Here is a 16,601-nt window from a genome sequence, read left to right as displayed (position 1 = left end):
ATGAGCACCACGCAAGCCTCCGCCGCCACCGTTGAAGTCACCGCCAAGGACTGCCAGCACAACGGCACCGTCTTCTGCCCCAACCCCAAGATGGCGCTGTGGAGCAACCATCCGCGCGTCTTCATCGACCTGAGCCACAACGGCCAGGGCCAGTGCCCCTACTGCGGCACGGTCTACAAGTTGAAGGCGGGCGAGGTCGTCGGCGGCCACCACTGAGGCGGCGCGGGGCCGCGCGGCCCCGGCCTCACGTCGCTCAACGCATCAGCGCCGCTGCCCGCTGCCGGCCGCCACGGCGCTGTTGCTCCAGGTCGACTTCCAGCGCCCGCTCGGTGGCTGACATCGACTGCACGCGGCCGGCAGCCAGTGCCGCCTGGTTGAGGTTCTGGCCCCAGGTCAGCCCGGCGCGCAGCGGCTGCGGCGCCGCCAGGCCGTCGACAAATCCGGCCGGCAGCCACGGCATGGTCTGCGCCAGCACCAGCGCCACACGGGGCTTGATGGCTGCATCGCCCACACGGCCGCGCTGGCCCCAGGTCACCACCGCGTCAGCGCTCGACCCGCTCAGGAACTGCGGCGTGATGGCCACGTCGCGCAGCACGCCGTGGCGCAGTTGCATCAACGCCTCCTCGGCCAGCATGGCGGCGTCTTCCCGCGGCACGGTCTGGCCCGTGGGAAGCGAATAGCTGTAGTCGTCAGTCACGCGGTCGGTGCTGAAGAAGCGCACGATGTCGGCCGGCTGGTAGGCCCGCTGCGCGGCCGTGGAGGCCACGCCAAAGAACTGCACCCGGCCCAGGTCGACCATCTCCTGCGAGAAGAAGGGCAGCTGCGCCTGCAACTGCTCCGACGCCGTGCCGGTCGGCACCGCCTGGTAGACCCGCAGCGACGAGTTCAGCAGCAGATGGCTGCGCGGCGGCAGGAAGTCGTTGGCATGCGTCAGCTCGTGATACAGCAGCCGCCCCAACGCCGGGATCAGCTCAGCCGTGGTGCGTGAGGCCCGCTCCAGCACCGGCGGGCGACCGCCTGCCGACTGGTTGGCCTGCACATAGCGCCACAGCGTGGCGTAGGCCAGGTCGTTGCCGTAGTCGCTGCGCGGGTCGGGCGCCTCGCTGACCGTGTCGCGCTCGGCGGCCGTCTGCCAGAGATAGTCCGCATCCAGGTAGATGGCCCCGGTGGCACTCCAGTAGAAGGCCGGCCGCACCCGGCCGCCGATGACGATGGCCGTGGTGGCGTTGAGCAGGCGGCGGAAATCGCCATGGGCGTCCTGCTCGCGCAGGAAAGCCTCGAAGCGCTGGCCCATCCAGTCGTTGGACACCAGCACCCGCGCCATCACCTGCTCCACCGTGGGCAGATCGCCGCGGGTTTCGGCCCCGAGCAGTGGCAGGCGGCCCAGGGTGCAGAGCGTGTCCGAGGTCAGCGCGGGCGTGTAGATGCAGTCACGCAGCGCGGCGGCGTGAGGGCTGCTGGCCACATAGGGGTAGACGCGCGACGAGCGGTTGCCGCTGCCGAACAGCAAGTTGACCACGGCGCCGGGCGGCGGCTGCACCAGCAGGTTGAAGTCCTGGCTGAGGCTGCGGCCGTCGGCCAGGGTCACGTCGGCGCGCAGGCGCAGCATGCTGTCCTGCATGACGTTCGGGGCGGTGAAGATGAGACGCCACTGCGAGGCGTCGTCGAGCGTGATGGCGGGGCCGTCGATGCGGCGCCAGGTCACGCGAGCCGTGGCGTAGTCGGCCACAGGCAGGCCCTCGACCCAGGCGCGAAGCGAGGTCTGCCCGCCCACCCAGACCGACGGCTCACCGCGGATGACCAGCGCCGAGGCTGCGGGCGCGCCCGCGGTGAACTCCGCCTGGCCACTGGCGCTGCGGCCGCTCGCGTCGGTGAACTCCACGTTGAAGGCATACCGGCCGGCGGTCGGTGGTGTGATGCTCAGGACCTGCGAGCGCGCCGACTGCAGCGGCAGGGTCGGGCCGTCGACCTGGCGCCACTGGACGCTGGCGATCTGCGCACCCGGGCAGGCCAGCAGCGCCACTTCCTGGTTGCGGCCAGCCACCGCGCCGCTCGGCAAGGCCAGCTGCGCTACCGAGCCGGTCTGGCACTGGGTCGACAGCGGCGGCACCCCGCCTCCGCCGGGCGCCGAGCCGCCGTCACCGCCGCCCCCACCGCCACCGCAGGCAGACAGCAGCAGGGCAAGGAGCAGCAGGGCAACAGGCTTGAATCGGGTCATGGGCAGGTAGCGGCAAGGGGGAAGACTGACGGACCAACTCAGGGGCGCAATGTAGCCAATGCCAGCGGTCGACCGACTTCCTACAATCCCCCTCATGCCGCCATCCGCCGCCAAGACCGCCGCCCTGCTCGCCTCCCCCGACGACACCGAGGCCCAGTTCTACGAGGCGCTGCAGCACGCCGACCTCGATCACCTCATGGCCCTGTGGGCTGACGATGAAGAGGTGGCCTGCGTGCACCCCGGCGGCCCGCGCCTGGTGGGCGTGGCGGCCATTCGCGCCGCCTTCGAGGCCGTCTTCCAGCGCGGCGCGGTGCATGTGCACCCCGAGCGCGTGCGGCGCCTGCAAAGCGGCGACTGCGCCATCCACCACGTGCTGGAGCGGGTGCAGTTGCCCACGGAAGACACCGCCCACCCGCCGACCGCCTGGGTGATTGCCACCAACGTCTACCTCAAGACCACCCTGGGCTGGCGCCTGGTGCTGCACCACGCCAGCCCCGGCAATGCGGGTGACGTGCAGGAACTGGTGGCCGACGCCGGCATCCTTCACTAGCCGCACCCCAGCGCATGCAGTACCGCGCCCCTCGCTGGCTGCCCGGCGGCCATGCCCAGACCATCTGGCCCGCGTTGTTCAGCCGCCAGCACGACGGCCCGCCGCCGCGCTGGACGCGCGAACGCTGGGACACGCCCGACGGCGACTTCATCGACGTCGACTTCCTGGCGGATGCACCGGCTGGCGCGCCGCTGCTGGTGCTCTTCCATGGCCTGGAGGGCGACCGCACGAGCCACTCCAGCGTGGCCTTCGCCAGCGCCGCCCGGGCGCGCGGCTGGGCGATGGCGCTGCCGCACTTTCGCGGCTGCTCGGGCGAGCTCAACCGCGCGCCGCGGGCCTACCACTCGGGCGACTATGAAGAGGTCGGCTGGATCCTGCAGCGCCTGCGCGAGCGCCATGGCGCGCCGCTGCGCGTGGCGGGCGTGTCGCTCGGCGGCAATGCCCTGCTGCGCTGGGCGGAAGAAGCCGGGCACAGCGCGTCGGCCGTGGCGCATGCGGTGTGTTCCATCTGCTCGCCCATCGACCTGGCCGCCGCCGGTGCGGCCATCGACCGCGGCTTCAACAAGGCGGTCTACGCCCGGCGCTTCCTGCGCACCATGATCCCCAAGGCACTGCGCAAGCTGCAGCAGCATCCGGGCCTGTTCGACGGAGAGCGCCTGAAGCGCGTGAACACCATCTACGAGTTCGACAACCTCTTCACCGCACCGCTGCACGGTTTCAAGAACACCGAGGACTACTGGACCCGCGCCGCCGCCAAGCCGCACCTGCACCGCATCCGCATCCCGGCGCTGGTGCTGAACGCACGCAACGACCCCTTCGTGCCCGGCCACAGCCTGCCGCATGCGGCCGAGGTGGGCACCCATGTCACGCTGTGGCAGCCGGGGCATGGCGGCCATGTGGGCTTCCCGGCAGGAACCTTGCCGGGGCATCTGCTGACCATGCCCGAGCAGGTCTGCGACTGGCTCGGCAGGCACGCCTGATGGACGCCCTCGTCGCCGCCGCCCTCAAGAAGTGGCCCAACGTGCCGCACTGCTACGGCTGGCTGGCGCTCGACGCCCGCGGCGACTGGTACATGCGTGACGAGCGCATCCAGCACGCCGGGCCCTTCCCGCAGGTCAAGGGCAGCCGCATCGAGCACGACAAGCTGCTGGCCTTCATCGGCCGCAACTACGCGCATGACGACGCCGGCTGCTGGTTTTTCCAGAACGGGCCGCAGCGCGTCTATGTGGAACTCGAAGCCACGCCCTGGGTCTGGCGCCTGCAGCCCGACGGCCGGGTGCTCAGCCACACCGGCATGGCCGCGCAGGTGCAGGCCAGCCTGCTGGACGAAGCTGGGCGGCTGTATCTCGCCACCGACCTCGGCCTGGGCCTGGTGCATACCGCCGACATGGCGCTCGCCGCCGACGCCGTGGAGCAGGGACGCTGGGCGCCCGCTGAAGTGGCCGCGGCCGACCTACCGCAGCGTTACGGTTTCGTGACCCGTCCGCAACCGCCGCAACGCTGACCGCGGCCTCTCCTCCCTTCTGCGCGAGGCGCCCCCCGCGACTCGGGGGCGGGCGGTGATCTAGGGATGGCTGCGGCTCATGCGCCGCCAGGAAGATGGACTCGCGTGCTGCCCATCCGATGCGGCACGACGGGAGGAACTCATGCGGCTGAAGGGTCTTCGTCGCATCGCTGCCTGCGCAGTGATGTGCTGGGTTGGCGTGGTGTCGGCGGCCACGGTGAACGTGTCCAGTTCCAGCAACCGCGTGTCGGTCGGGCAGGTGGTCACGCTGACCTTCGCGGTGTCGGGGCTGCATCAGGGAGGCGTCGGCTCGCTGGCGGGCTTCGACCTCGACCTGCAGTACGACAACAGTCTGCTGAGCTTCCAGAGCTTCGGCTTCCTGGACGCCGCCACAGGCGCCAATGCGCTGGACCTGCCCGAGGTGGGCAGCCTCGGCTTCTTCGGGGATGCCGCGGCGGCGGGTGGCATCGTCGACGCCTTCGGCCTGAGCGGCAACTCGGCCGCCGTGCTCGACGCGCAGCAGCCGGACGGCTTCGACTTCCTGACCTTGAGCTTCGTGGCCCTGCAGGCCAGCAGCGGCACGGCGCTGGCCATCGATCTCGCAGACCCGCTGCTCACGTTCTCCGACGCCAACGGGCGGCCGATCACGATGGATTTCGGCAGCGCCCGGGCCCTGCTCATCATCGACCCGCAAGGTGGCGGTGGCGAGAACACGGTGCCCGAACCCGGCGCTCCCGCGCTGGCCCTGGCGGCCCTTGCCGGGGCCGGCTGGGCGCGCCGTCGCAGCGGCCGCCAACGCCGTGCAGCGCTGGCGCTGAGCCTGGCCCTGGCCGCACCGCTGGCCAGCCAGGCCCAGACCAAGGCCGACACGCCCGCCCAACCCACACCCATCGACGTGCGCGTGGTGGAGGTGGCCGGCACCCGTGCCAAGGTGCGGGCGGAAGATGGCCGCGAGTTCTGGGTCAGCGTAGGCCCGGCACTGACGCCCGACAAGGTCGGCCAGCGCCTGCGCGGCGAAGCGGTGCCCAAGGGCGACGTCATCAAGGTCAACGCCCCGACCTTCTCCGCCACCTGACCCCGGCCTGAAGACATCAGGCCACCCTTTTCCTTCACCGGAGATCCTCCATGAAGCCTAGCCTGCAGGCGCTCGCCGCCTGGCTGCTGGGAGCTTGCGTGTGCGCAAGCCATGCCCAGACCTCGTCGCCCTTCCCGCCCCCGAGCGAGGACATGGGCAAGTACGTGAAGAACAGCGGCGGCGGCCTGGACACCGGCTGCACCTACCGCGGCGGCGGCCCGCTCATCGTGCAGTTCAAGGTGCCGGCTCCGGTCAACGACACCATGCTCGACGGCAACGGCTACATCCTGCAAGACAAGCTGGGCAAGCTGATCGCCGACAAGGTGGTGGGCGCACGCGCCAAGATCTCCTTCCCGGTGTACGACATCGACGACAAGGCGGTGACCGACGGCACCTACGAGCCCGAGATCGACCGCCTGTCCTGGAACGGCGACTTCATCAAGACGCTGTCCGGCTTCAACAACACGTGGGTGAACGACAGCTTCGAGATCGACATCGCCAAGGTGAAGTTCGCTGGGCGCGAGAAGGCGGTCGATGCGGTCAATGAGTTCCGGGTCGACATCGACACCGCCAACAGCGACGAGGTCTGGTGCATGAGCATCGACTGGGTGGGCATCGAGTTCGACGCCGCCTTCCCCTACGTGCTGGCCCACGGCATTGCCTCCAACCGCGACACCTGGCTCGACAAGGATTCGCCCGGCGTGCTCAAGACCCTGGACGAGGCGGGCGTGGTGTACGAGCGCTTCTCCACCGCCAACCCCAACGGCGCCGTAGGCACCAACGCGGCCAACCTGCGCGGCCAGATCCAGGCCTATCTGTCGCCCTACAAGGCCAAGAAGGTCAACCTCATCGCGCACAGCAAGGGCGGCCTGGACAGCCAGGCCCTCGCGGCCGCGGCGCCCCCCTTCGAGGTGCTGTCGCTGGGCACGCTGTCCACGCCGCACTGGGGCTCGGTGGTCGCTGACCTGACGCTGCTGCAGCGCCAGGTGGCTGACATCTACACCCGCCAGGGCGGCGCCTCCAACGACTTCGCCCAGCAGTTCGTCAGCAGCACGGTGGCGGGCCTGTTCAGCAACACCGGCGCCGGTGGGCCGCAGCCTCCGGGCCTGAACGACCTGACCTCCTGGGCTGCCATCGACGCTCGCAACGCGGGGCTGCGCGGCAACGTCAACAACACCTTCACCTTCGGCGCCGACGCCGGCCCGCAGTGCAGCGGCCCACCCACCGATGCGCAGATCGACCCGATGAACCCGGCGTCGTCCGTGCCCCTGCTGGGCGGCTACGTCTACAACCGCCTGCGCATGGCCTACCAGTCGATCTGCACGTATGCCTCGGCCACGCAGGTGCAACTGGAAATGATCCAGACCTTCGACCCCAACCGCCCCTTCATCACGGTCCTGACCTATGCCGTGACCGCCGCGCCGGGGCCCAACCCGAATGACGTGGTCGTCGGCATCACCAGCGCCAACCCCGGCTGGGGCACGCCGCTGGGCAACAACGCCAACACCAACCACACCACGGTCAAGAACGCCGACAACGTTCGCAAGATCCTGGACAAGACCATTTCCCTGCGCTGAGGCCCGCCATGAGCAAGCAAAGCAAGCCACTGTCCCGTGGCCGCATCGCGGTCGCGGTGGCCCTCTCCTGCCTCCCGCTGGCCTTCCACGCCACACCGGCGCTGGCGCAGACGGGCAAGAGCGCCCAGATCAACGTCGGCGCCCCGGTCACGCTGGGCGCCACCATCGTCAGCGGCCAGACCTCGGTGCAGTTCACGCTGCCGGTCTCGGCGCTGGACGGTTTCCGGCTGCAGGCCACGGTGCCGGTGCCGGACGTGACGCTGACCCTCATCGACCCCAGCGGTACGCCGCGGCTGCTGCCGGGTGATGCCGGCGTCGCGCTGCTGGAGGGGAGCACGCTCAGCCCGCCGCTGCCGGGCCGGCAGTTCCTGACCCCCGAGATCACCAACCCGGCCGATGGCGACTGGACGCTGCGCTTCGACTTCCCGGCCTCGCCCCACGCCACAGCAGCCGTCGTGACCGTGCTGAGCCGCACCCCGGTGCAGGTCGGCCTGGCCCTGACGGGCCAGGTCTTCCGCGTCGGCCAGCCGGTGCCGCTGGGTCTGCTGGCAGTCAACAACGGTCAGCCGATCGGCGGCCTGTCACCCACGCTCACCATCAGCAAGCCCGGCTCGCCCACCACCGTGCTGCAGGCCGTGGACTCCGGCCAGGCGACCGACTTCGACGGCAAGGCCGGCGACGGCATCTACAGCAAGGGCACGACCTTCACCGAACCCGGCAACTACCAGGTGCTGGGCGAGGCGAGCATCCTGCTGCCGGGTGGCCAACTGGCGCGGCGCTCCGCGCAGGCCAGCATCGACATCGTGCCGGCCAACTACACCTTCGGCAGCATCAGCGGCGTCATCAACCGCGGCACCGCCAACTGCGTGGCCTCGCTGGACGTGAACACCGCCGGCAGCGCCAGCCTCGCGGGCGACTACGCCACGGTGGCCACGCTGCGCAGCCCCAGCGGCAAGACCGTCGTCAAGCGCACCGGCGCCACGCTCACGGCGCCTGGCGCGTTGAACACCAGCACCCGCTTCACGGCGGCCGAGATCCGCACCCAGCTGGCCGAGGGTGGCGTGTTCACGGTCGACCCGCTGGACGTGCTCAACTTCATCAGCGGCCAGCCCTGGCTGGAACTGCGCAAGGCCAGTGCGTACAGCTTCCCGAGCATTGCGCTTAGCCAGCTGTGCGCCGACCCGATCGAGATCAACGCCAGCGCCACCGTGGCCGCGCCACTGCGGGGCAAGTTCATCGGCCAGCTCGACTTCACACTGCCCATCCGCGTGACCACCGCGGGCGCCTACCAGGTGTCGTTCAAGGTCATCGACAACAAGGGGGTGGAAGTGGGGCAGTTCGGTCTCAGCCCGAACCTCGCCGTGGGCAGCAACAACGTCTCGGCCAGCGTGCTGGCGAACCGGCTGCAAAGCAGCGACGGCCCGTTCACGATCGACTCCGTGCTGGTGGTCAGCGGGGGCCGCAGCGCCCAGGCCTCGCGCGTGCCGGTGACCGCGAGCGACTTCTCGCGCTGGCAGTTCTTCCCGACCATCACCAGCGACCTCAACGGCGACGGCGCCGTCGGGGCCGCTGACCGCGACATCGTGCTGCAGTCACGCGGCCAGGTGCCGCGCATCCCGGGCGACCGCCGAGACATCAACGGCGACGGCAAAATCGACCTGCTCGATGCCCGCGAGATTGTGAACCGCCAATGTTCAGCCGGCGCCTGCCCCAAGAACTGACCCTCCGCCTGCGCCGCGTCGCCCTCCTCAGCCTGATGGGTGGCGCAGTGACTTGGGCGGCGGCACAGACCTCTCCGCCCGGCCTGCCCACGCTCGTGCCGCCCTCGCCACCCGCCATCCTCGTGCAGCAGGCGCTGCCGACGCAGGCGCGACACGTCATCCCGCTGGAGGTGCCCGCCCGGGTGGATGGCTACCTCGGCTTCAGCGAACTCCGCACCACCGCCAGCCTGGCGGCGCTGTCGCTGATCGACCCCGGTGGCCGCACCGTCTGGCGCCGCACACCGCAGCAACTGAACCGCCAGCCGGCCGCCGAGATCAAGCAGCCCGAGCTGGGCGACGCCTATCAACTGCCCCCGGTGCTCAACCCTGCCGCGGGCCGTTGGCAACTGGTGCTGGAACGCACGGCCACGGATGCACGCGCGGCCCGGCTGCTGTTCACCTACCGGGTCAATCCTCGCTTCTCACTCGCCCTCTGGACCCAACCCGCCGCGCCGGGCGTGGGTCAGCCGCAGCTGCTGACGCTGCGCGCCTACGACATGGGCGACACAATCACCCAGCGCCCGACGCTTGCGGTGCGGGTGCTGGACGCCCGCGGCCAGGCCGTCATCGACACCACCGCAGATGCGCGGCTGCCCACGCCGTCCGGCCCCCAGGCCGTCATCGAGCCCGGCGTCTTCTTCGCCCAGTGGCAACCCGCGCAGACCGGCATGCATCGCATCGAGGTGCAGTGGCAGCCTCAGCCCGACCGCGCACCACTGGTGCTGACCCAGTCGGTCGACGTGGCCAGCGCCGAGGCGCAACTTCGCTTCATCGGCATGACCCCGGAGATGGGCGCGAACTGCGTACAGGCCGTGGCACTCAGCTTCGAAGTGCAGCTCGACAAACCGCCCGCCCCCGGCAGCAGCCATGTGGTCAATGCCCAGGTCAGCGGTCAGCAGGGCGGCCAGCAAGTCAGCATGGCCGTGAACTTCAGTGGCAGCACGGGCGTCGCCCGCGGGCGGCTGACCGCCCAGGCGCTGCGCACCCTCGGCTGGCCGCTGCGCCAGATCGACAGCAGCCGGCTGCTGCGCTTCACGCCCGACCTGAAGGTACTCGCTGCGGGGCCCCGCATCGACTTGCTGCAGCAGATGCCGGGCCAGCCACCCTGCCCCTGAGGCGGGCGCCCGCGAACGGGCATGAAAAAGGGCTGCCGAGGCAGCCCTTGTCGAGGCGGGAAGGTGTGCTTACTGCGCGGCAGAAGCGGCCGGTGCGGGCATCTTCGGCTCGTCAAACTTGGCACCACCGTTGTTGGCCATGTAGACCACGGCACGGGCGATCTCGAAATCGCTGAAGTCGCCACCGCCTTGCGGGCCCATGTTGCCCTTGCCCTTCAGGGCCGAGTTCACGAGCGTCTCCAGGCCCGTCTTGATGCGCGGGCCCCAGGCGCCCGCATCACCGAACTTGGGCGCGCCGGCGGCACCGCTGGCGTGGCAGGCCGCGCACTGGGCCTGGAACACCTGCTCGCCGGTCTTCATCGAGGCGGCGTCGTTGGCGTCCTTGACCTCAACATGACCCACCGGCGCGATGCGCGCCGCCACGGCCTGGGCCTCGAAGGCCTCGGTGCCGGCCGCCGGCTTGGCGGCCGTGCTCACGTAATTGGCCAGCAGGATGATGACCACCACCGGCACCACGAAGGCAAACAGCACCGCCCACGCGAGTTGCTTGGGGGTCTTGATCGGGCCGGTGTGGGCGTCGTCGTGGTCGTGATCTTGGCTGGCGCTCATGGATTCCTCTTGGCTCCCCAGCAGGGCTGGATGGACGGGCTGGATCGGTCGGGACTTGGGCTCTGCGCCAGCACCCGGGTGCGGCACAAAAAACCGCCGAATTATAGGCAGGCCCCCACACACCTCCGCCCGGGGCAGACCCCGACTGCTAGAATGCGCCGCTCTGCGCCCGTAGCTCAATGGATAGAGTACTGCCCTCCGAAGGCAGGGGTTGCTGGTTCGATCCCAGCCGGGCGCGCCAGACGCATCAAGCACTTAGCCTCGCGGCCAACTGCTGCATCAAGCACCTCGCCTCGCGGCCAGGTGCTTTTTCTTTGGCCGTGCCGCAACGGCACCGTCTGGCCTGAAAACCGGACATGCCCCTCCCCCACACACCCGGGGGCATGACCCTCGCCATCCAGGCGATGACGCACGGCATCGGGGTCGCGAGACTCTGCCGATGAGCGCTCACTGCAACTCTTACAAGGCCGTACCCTGCCCGTTGGTCCTCCTGCGCCGGATGGCATCACTCTTGGCCGTGTGGGCCCTGCTCCCGGCAGCGCAGGCCGACGTGGTCTACACCTCGCCGGTCGATCTGCTGCTGTCGTCGGTCCATGTCAGCGGACACCTGACGGCTGAAGCCGGGCGCGACCTGGGCACCTCAGGTGTGAATGTCGCGACAGGCAACGGCGCGCTGACGGCCGGTCGCAACGTCGCTGTCGGCGATCTCACCATCTACAACAACCTCACCGTCACGGCGGGCCAGAATCTGTTGGTGTCGCGGTCGCTGGTATCGGGCGCGAGCACGGTGCTGAGCGCGGGCGACATGCTGCAGATGGGTGGCGCGCTCTCGGCCGGCACGGGCTTGGCGCTCTCCGCGGGCACCGCCCTGAACGGCCATCGCGCGATGGTCACCGCCGGCACCAGCGCGAGCTACGTCGCGGGCGGCGCGCTCGAATTGAGTGAGAGCATCACCACGGCCGCCCGGTCGATCTCGCTCGACGCGGGCAACAGCATGAGCCTCACGGGCTCGGCCTTCACGGCCGGGACCAGCATCGGCATGACGGCCGGCACGAACCTGACCTTCGATGGGCAAGTCGACGCCGCTCAAGTCTTCAGTGCCACGGCCGCCCACGACCTGCGGCTGTCCGGCAGCATCCAGACCGGCCGCGGCACCACGCTCACGGCCGGCTTGTCGCTGACACTGGACGCCGCCACCTTTCAGGGCGGCGTCGCCGCAACGGCGGGCACAACGATGGCCGTCATCGGCCCGGTCACCGCGAGCGGCCAGGCATCGCTGTCGGCCGGCACCAGCCTGGCGATCAACTCAAGCCTGAATGTCGGCAACACGCTGACCATCGCCGCCGGCACCGACGTGACCGGCAGCCGTGCCTCCATCACGGCCGGCACCCACCTCGGCGCTTTCGCAGACAGGTCCTTGGCGCTCAGCGGCAGCGTCGTCAGCGCAGGCCAGGCCATCAACTTCCAGGCGGCTGAAGGCATCCACATCACCAATTCCTCCATGGCGGCAGGAACGAGCATCGGCATGACCGCGGGCACCGACCTGAGCTTCAGCGGGCCTCTCAACGCCACGCAGAACTTCAGCGCCGTCGCGGGGAACGATCTTCACCTGTCCGGCACGATCCGGGCGGGGCGCGGCACGGACCTCTCCGCCGGCGTGGGGCTGACCCTCGGCGCGACCACCTTCGAGGGCGTCGTCACAGCCGCAGGGGGCGCCACGCTCTCGGTCGTCGGCCCCGTCAGCACCAGCAGCCACGCTTCACTGTCAGCGGGCACCCGTCTCACCATCGACTCGACGATGGACGTTGACGGCGCGCTGGCACTGACAGCCCCCGATGCCATCCAGGTGGCGCATCAAGTGAAGAGCCAACAACTGGCGGTCAGCACCGATCACCTCCGTTTCCTGATCGGCACGCCGTCGGACTACGGCGCGTTTGATGTCACCGGCCGGGCCGCATTCGACGGCCTGCAGTACGTCACCGTGGCTTTCGATCGCGACTTCGACTTCATGGATGGGTTGGCGTTTGACCTGATCCTCGCGGGCTCGCTCGACGGCCTGAACGAATCACTGTTCTCCATCGAGAACCTCGACCCCTTCTTCCGCTATGTCCTGACCATCGACGCTGACGCCGTTCGCCTCAGCCTGATGGCCCTGGATGCCCACGGCGTGCCGGAACCGGCCGCGGGGCTGCTGGTGCTGGCCGCGCTCACGGCAGCGGCGTGGACCCGTGCGCGGCGCCATCGGCCCTGAAGGCAAGGCCGGCACCGTGGCCGCGCGGCGGTGGCGCTGAACCGCCGCGAATCAAGCCGCCGCCACGTGGCGCGACAGCGCCTCGACGAGCGCGTCGAACACCACGCGGCAGGCGGCGTTCTGGCGCAGGTCCTCATGCATGGCGACCCAGGTCTGCAGCGGCCAGCTGAACTGGTCGGCCAGCAGGCGCTCCAGGGCCGGCTCGCGGGCCGCCAGTGGCACCTGGCACACGCCGATGCCGGCCCCCGCGCGCAGCAACGCCAGCTGGGCGAGGTCGGAATCGCAGCGCACCGAAAACGTCTCCCGGGTGATGCCACCCAGGCGCTTGGCACCGGCCCGAATGAAGGGCGTGACGGTGTCGAAGCCGATCAGGGTATGGCCACGCAACTCGGCCAGCGTGGCGGGCCGGCCTTGGCGGTCCAGGTAGTCGGGCCGGGCGAAGAAGCCCAGTTCGATATCGCCGACGCGCCGCGCGATGAGCTGCCCCTGTTCAGGCGCCGTCATGCGCACCGCGATGTCGGCCTCGCGACGCAGCAGGTCCTGCAGTTGATTGCTCAGGGCCAGTTCCAGCACGACACCGGGATGGCGCTTGCGGAGATCGGCAAAGACCGGCGCCAGCACCTCCACGCCCACGACTTCGCTCGCCGTCACGCGCACGGTGCCGTGGACACCTTCGTCGCGCGCGGTGGCCGCGCGTTGCAAGGCCGCCGCGGCAGTTTCCATCTGCTCGGCATAGCCGCGCAGACCCCGCGCCGCCTCGGTCGGCAGCAGGCCCGTGGACGAACGGGTGAACAGCGGCTGGCCGAGTGCTTGCTCCAGCGCGGCGACATGGCGGCCGACGGTCGGCTGGGTCAGGCCCAGGGTGCGCGCGGCGCCCGACAACGAGCCCTCGCGGAGCACCCCGAGAAAGGTGCGCAGCAGTTCCCAAGGCAGCGTGGAGGCCATACACAAATGTATAGCCGAACCATCATGCTCAGCAATTCCAAACCAGGCCGCCGCTTTCCAGAATCCGTGCCATCGACAACGACTGGAGCGCGATGATGCAAGGCAAGACGAAGACGGCCCTGGTGCTGGGTGCGAGTGGCGGCATTGGTGGCGAAGTGGCGCGGCGGCTGCGCGATGCAGGGTGGACGGTGAAGGCCCTCAGGCGAGGCCTTGCCTCTGCTCACGAGCTCCGCGAAGGCCTGCACTGGCTGCGCGGCGACGCGCTGAACGCGACCGACGTGCGCCAGGCCGCCCGCGGCTGCAGCGTCATCGTGCATGCCGTGAACCCGCCTGGCTACCGCGACTGGGACCGTGTCGTGCTGCCCATGCTCGACCACACGGTGGCCGCCGCGCATGCCGAAGGCGCCACCGTGGTCCTGCCCGGCACGGTCTACAACTACGGGCCTGATGCCTTCCCCACACTGGCCGAGGACAGCCCGCAGCATCCGGTCACGCGCAAGGGCGCCATCCGCGCCGAGATGGAGGGGCGGCTGCGAGCGGCCAGTGGCGCGGGGCTGCGCGTCATCATCGTGCGGGCAGGCGACTTCTTCGGGCCCCAGGCGCGCAACAGCTGGTTCTCGCAGGGCATGGTCAAGGTGGGGCGGCCGGTGAAGTCCATCGCCAATCCGCCTGCGCCGGGTGTCGGCCACCAGTGGGCGTATCTGCCGGACGTGGCGCAGGCCATGGTCGAGCTGATCGAGCGGCGCGACACGCTGCCGCCGTTCAACAACTTCCACATGAACGGTCACTGGGACGCGACCGGCCGAGAGATGGCAGAGGCCATCCAACGCGTGGTGGCCCGCGAGACCAGTCAAGTGCCACGCATCGCCCGCTTCCCGTGGTGGCTGCTCACGCTCGCTTCGCCCTTCGTCAAGACCTTCCATGAAATGCGCGAAATGCGCTACCTCTGGCAACGCCCGGTGCGACTGGCCGGCACGGGGTTGGCCCGGGTGCTGGGTCGGGAACCGCACACGCCGCTGGACGACGCCGTGGCAGCGGCGCTGCACGGCCTGGGCTGCCTGCCCGCGATCAGTGGCCAAGCCGGTCGCGATAATCCGGCGCGTCATCTGCCTGCCACATTCCCATGACTTATTGCGTTGCGATGCGCCTGCGCTCAGGCCTGCTGTTCGCGTCCGACACCCGCACCAACGCGGGCATCGACCACATCGCGAGCTTCCGCAAGATGTACCAGTTCCAGATCCCGCACCAGCGTGAGATCGTCATCCTGACAGCCGGGAACCTGGCGACGACGCAGTCGGTCCTCTCGCTGCTGAACGCTCGGCTGCAGGGCGAAGGCGAGCATCTGCTCAACGTGCCGAGCCTCTACGACGCCGCCGTGCTGCTCGGGCGCACGCTCAAGGAGGTGGTGGCCCGCGACGCGGAAGGCGGCAGCCAGCGCCAGGGCGTGGACTTCGGCGCCAACTTCCTGCTCGGCGGCCAGATCCAGGGCGAGGGCCCGCGGCTCTTCCACATCTACCCGCAGGGCAACTTCATCGAGGCGACGGAAGACACGCCCTACTTCCAGATCGGCGAGAGCAAGTACGGCAAACCCATCATCGACCGCGTGGTGCGCTACGACACCACGCCGCTGGACGAAGCCGCCAAGTGCACCCTGGTGAGCTTTGACTCCACCATCCGCTCCAACCTGTCGGTCGGCCTGCCCATCGACATCCTGATGCTGCGCGCCAACCAGTTCGAGCAGGCCATGAAGCCGCCGCACCGCATCGAGCGCGACGACCCCTACTTCCTGGCGCTGCGCGACGGCTGGAGCGCGGGCCTGCGCAAAGTCTTTGACGACCTGCCCAACGAACCGTGGTTCGACGCGTGAACCGGGTGCCCCTCGCCCAGCCTCGCGGGGCTGCACGCCCGCGCGGCTGGTCGGTCTTGCAGACCGCGCAGCAGGCTAGCCTGCTGCTCTTCGGCAGGCCCGGTGAGCCCACTGGGCTCACCGCGTCCGGCCTCAGCCCCCGGGGGGACGGCGACGCGTGCGGCATTGAGCCGCGCGCACGTCGCCCGCCGGGCCGGCTTGGGGCGGCCCGGCGCTTGGCCCGAAGAACTCGACTCAACCTCTCGACATGAACCTGGAATGCTGGGCCCACGCCTCTCCCGTCACCGGCACCGTGCTGCGCGGCTGGCGCAGCGCGCCCAGCGGCAAGCCGCTGCTGCATTTCCTGCACGGCAATGGCTTCTGCGGGCGGGTGTATGAGCCGATGCTGGCCTTGCTGGCGGCCGATTTCGACCTGTGGCTGACCGATGCCCCGGGGCATGGCGACAGCGAACCCGCGCCGCGCTTTCCCGGCTGGAACACCTGCGCCGACGCGGCGCTGGAGGCGTTCCAGACCGGGCGCGGCGCCTATGGCGACGTGCCCTGCTTGGCGCTGGGCCACAGTTTCGGCGGCGTGCAGACGGGGCTGCTGCTGGCCGAACCCGGCCAGCCCTTCCGGCGTGCCGTGCTGCTGGACCCGGTGCTCTTTCCGCCGCCCATGCTGCTGACCGCCCAGGTCATCGGTCGGCTCGGCGCCGGCTTCGCCAACCCCTTGGCCCGAGCCTCCCGCAAGCGCCGCCGCGAATGGCCCAGCCGTGACGAAGCCCGCGACCGCCTGCGGGGCCGCGGCACCTACCGCGGCTGGACGGAGCCTGCGCTCGAAGCCTTCACCACGCACGCGCTGCGCGACACGCCCACCGGCAGCGTCGAGCTCAAGTGCGCCCCCGAGCTGGAGGCGACGATTTTCAGCACCATGCCGTCACAACTCTGGTCCCGCATGCGCCGCATCCCCGTGCCGACCCTGCTGCTGCATGGCCGCGAGACGATGCCCTTCGTGGCCGTGGGCTGTGCCCGCGCGCAGCGGCACAACCCGTCGCAGGTGCACGTGCAGGTGACGGCCGGTGGGCACTGCTTCATGCAGCAGGACCCGGCCGACGCAGCGGCGCGCGTGAGGGCGCACCTGATGGGCTGAT

Annotated in this window: 15 protein-coding genes and 1 tRNA gene; 13 read left to right on the top strand and 3 right to left on the bottom strand. The window is 70.0% G+C overall.

From position 1 onward, the window contains the following. Complete coding sequence (locus CDO81_RS09740) at positions 1–216, top strand: zinc-finger domain-containing protein (RefSeq protein ID WP_088482976.1); 216 nt, start codon at positions 1–3, stop codon at positions 214–216. A 37-nt stretch (positions 217–253) separates the two neighbouring features. Here the strand turns inward: CDO81_RS09740 and CDO81_RS09735 are convergent, their stop codons facing one another. Continuing rightward, positions 254–2,218: a PKD domain-containing protein gene (locus CDO81_RS09735; protein ID WP_088482975.1), complete on the bottom strand. Its 1,965-nt coding sequence runs from the start codon at positions 2,216–2,218 to the stop codon at positions 254–256. Between the two features lie 94 nt (positions 2,219–2,312). Between CDO81_RS09735 and CDO81_RS09730 the strand changes: the two genes are divergently transcribed. The 7 genes from CDO81_RS09730 to CDO81_RS09700 all read left to right on the top strand — a co-directional run bounded on the left by CDO81_RS09730 (position 2,313) and on the right by CDO81_RS09700 (position 9,799). Further along, on the top strand, positions 2,313–2,768 hold the full coding sequence (locus CDO81_RS09730; RefSeq protein ID WP_088482974.1) for a YybH family protein: 456 nt from the start codon (positions 2,313–2,315) through the stop codon (positions 2,766–2,768). A 14-nt stretch (positions 2,769–2,782) separates the two neighbouring features. Beyond that, complete coding sequence (locus tag CDO81_RS09725; RefSeq protein ID WP_088482973.1) at positions 2,783–3,748, top strand: YheT family hydrolase; 966 nt, start codon at positions 2,783–2,785, stop codon at positions 3,746–3,748. Continuing rightward, the gene (locus CDO81_RS09720) at positions 3,748–4,272 is read left to right on the top strand and encodes a DUF2946 family protein (protein ID WP_088482972.1); all 525 of its coding nucleotides are present in this window, start codon (positions 3,748–3,750) and stop codon (positions 4,270–4,272) included. Before CDO81_RS09725 ends, CDO81_RS09720 begins: the two co-directional genes overlap by 1 nt. 184 nt (positions 4,273–4,456) lie before the next feature. Then, the gene (locus CDO81_RS09715) at positions 4,457–5,347 is read left to right on the top strand and encodes a PEP-CTERM sorting domain-containing protein (protein WP_088482971.1); all 891 of its coding nucleotides are present in this window, start codon (positions 4,457–4,459) and stop codon (positions 5,345–5,347) included. Between the two features lie 50 nt (positions 5,348–5,397). Continuing rightward, positions 5,398–6,924, top strand: a complete 1,527-nt coding sequence (locus CDO81_RS09710) for an esterase/lipase family protein (protein ID WP_088482970.1) — start codon at positions 5,398–5,400, stop codon at positions 6,922–6,924. A gap of 8 nt (positions 6,925–6,932) precedes the next feature. Further along, the gene (locus CDO81_RS09705; RefSeq protein ID WP_088482969.1) at positions 6,933–8,645 is read left to right on the top strand and encodes a choice-of-anchor X domain-containing protein; all 1,713 of its coding nucleotides are present in this window, start codon (positions 6,933–6,935) and stop codon (positions 8,643–8,645) included. Then, positions 8,615–9,799 (top strand): hypothetical protein, encoded by a 1,185-nt coding sequence (locus CDO81_RS09700; RefSeq protein WP_088482968.1) that lies wholly within the window; start codon positions 8,615–8,617, stop codon positions 9,797–9,799. The genes CDO81_RS09705 and CDO81_RS09700 overlap by 31 nt, the downstream gene beginning before the upstream one ends. Positions 9,800–9,868: 69 nt before the next feature. On the opposite strand, the gene CDO81_RS09695 is transcribed toward CDO81_RS09700, so the two are convergent. Next, the gene (locus tag CDO81_RS09695) at positions 9,869–10,408 is read right to left on the bottom strand and encodes a c-type cytochrome (RefSeq protein ID WP_088482967.1); all 540 of its coding nucleotides are present in this window, start codon (positions 10,406–10,408) and stop codon (positions 9,869–9,871) included. Positions 10,409–10,573: 165 nt separating this feature from the next. Between CDO81_RS09695 and CDO81_RS09690 the strand changes: the two genes are divergently transcribed. Next, positions 10,574–10,649, top strand: a tRNA-Arg gene (locus tag CDO81_RS09690). A 276-nt stretch (positions 10,650–10,925) separates the two neighbouring features. Then, positions 10,926–12,659 carry an autotransporter outer membrane beta-barrel domain-containing protein gene (locus tag CDO81_RS09685; protein WP_158218220.1) on the top strand — a complete coding sequence of 578 codons (1,734 nt, stop codon included), beginning with the start codon at positions 10,926–10,928 and terminating at the stop codon, positions 12,657–12,659. A gap of 51 nt (positions 12,660–12,710) precedes the next feature. Here the strand turns inward: CDO81_RS09685 and CDO81_RS09680 are convergent, their stop codons facing one another. Then, entirely contained in the window at positions 12,711–13,604 is an 894-nt protein-coding gene (locus CDO81_RS09680; protein WP_088482965.1) for a LysR family transcriptional regulator, read from the bottom strand. Positions 13,605–13,699: 95 nt separating this feature from the next. On the opposite strand from CDO81_RS09680, the gene CDO81_RS09675 reads away from it, so the two are divergent. The 3 genes from CDO81_RS09675 (at position 13,700) to CDO81_RS09665 (ending at position 16,600) form a co-directional block, all read left to right on the top strand. After that, positions 13,700–14,731, top strand: a complete 1,032-nt coding sequence (locus CDO81_RS09675; RefSeq protein WP_088483052.1) for an NAD-dependent epimerase/dehydratase family protein — start codon at positions 13,700–13,702, stop codon at positions 14,729–14,731. Continuing rightward, positions 14,728–15,471, top strand: coding sequence for a proteasome-type protease (locus CDO81_RS09670; protein WP_088482964.1), 744 nt, complete (start codon positions 14,728–14,730; stop codon positions 15,469–15,471). Before CDO81_RS09675 ends, CDO81_RS09670 begins: the two co-directional genes overlap by 4 nt. A 247-nt stretch (positions 15,472–15,718) precedes the next feature. After that, entirely contained in the window at positions 15,719–16,600 is an 882-nt protein-coding gene (locus CDO81_RS09665) for an alpha/beta fold hydrolase (protein ID WP_088482963.1), read from the top strand. Position 16,601 lies beyond the last annotated feature (1 nt).

This window comes from Roseateles puraquae, assembly GCF_002205845.1.
In the GTDB taxonomy this organism is placed as follows: domain Bacteria; phylum Pseudomonadota; class Gammaproteobacteria; order Burkholderiales; family Burkholderiaceae_C; genus Pelomonas; species Pelomonas puraquae.
This window is presented reverse-complemented; position numbering and strand designations above follow the sequence as displayed.

Excerpts from the sequence above, each read along its gene's own strand:
- CDO81_RS09740 (WP_088482976.1), top strand. The coding sequence starts at position 1 with ATGAGCACCACGCAAGCCTCCGCCGCCACCGTTGAAGTCACCGCCAAG.
- CDO81_RS09720 (WP_088482972.1), top strand. The coding sequence starts at position 3,748 with ATGGACGCCCTCGTCGCCGCCGCCCTCAAGAAGTGGCCCAACGTGCCG.
- CDO81_RS09735 (WP_088482975.1), bottom strand. The coding sequence starts at position 2,218 with ATGACCCGATTCAAGCCTGTTGCCCTGCTGCTCCTTGCCCTGCTGCTG.
- CDO81_RS09725 (WP_088482973.1), top strand. The coding sequence starts at position 2,783 with ATGCAGTACCGCGCCCCTCGCTGGCTGCCCGGCGGCCATGCCCAGACC.
- CDO81_RS09715 (WP_088482971.1), top strand. The coding sequence starts at position 4,457 with ATGTGCTGGGTTGGCGTGGTGTCGGCGGCCACGGTGAACGTGTCCAGT.
- CDO81_RS09700 (WP_088482968.1), top strand. The coding sequence starts at position 8,615 with ATGTTCAGCCGGCGCCTGCCCCAAGAACTGACCCTCCGCCTGCGCCGC.
- CDO81_RS09730 (WP_088482974.1), top strand. The coding sequence starts at position 2,313 with ATGCCGCCATCCGCCGCCAAGACCGCCGCCCTGCTCGCCTCCCCCGAC.
- CDO81_RS09695 (WP_088482967.1), bottom strand. The coding sequence starts at position 10,408 with ATGAGCGCCAGCCAAGATCACGACCACGACGACGCCCACACCGGCCCG.
- CDO81_RS09665 (WP_088482963.1), top strand. The coding sequence starts at position 15,719 with ATGAACCTGGAATGCTGGGCCCACGCCTCTCCCGTCACCGGCACCGTG.
- CDO81_RS09705 (WP_088482969.1), top strand. The coding sequence starts at position 6,933 with ATGAGCAAGCAAAGCAAGCCACTGTCCCGTGGCCGCATCGCGGTCGCG.
- CDO81_RS09680 (WP_088482965.1), bottom strand. The coding sequence starts at position 13,604 with ATGGCCTCCACGCTGCCTTGGGAACTGCTGCGCACCTTTCTCGGGGTG.
- CDO81_RS09675 (WP_088483052.1), top strand. The coding sequence starts at position 13,700 with ATGCAAGGCAAGACGAAGACGGCCCTGGTGCTGGGTGCGAGTGGCGGC.
- CDO81_RS09670 (WP_088482964.1), top strand. The coding sequence starts at position 14,728 with ATGACTTATTGCGTTGCGATGCGCCTGCGCTCAGGCCTGCTGTTCGCG.
- CDO81_RS09710 (WP_088482970.1), top strand. The coding sequence starts at position 5,398 with ATGAAGCCTAGCCTGCAGGCGCTCGCCGCCTGGCTGCTGGGAGCTTGC.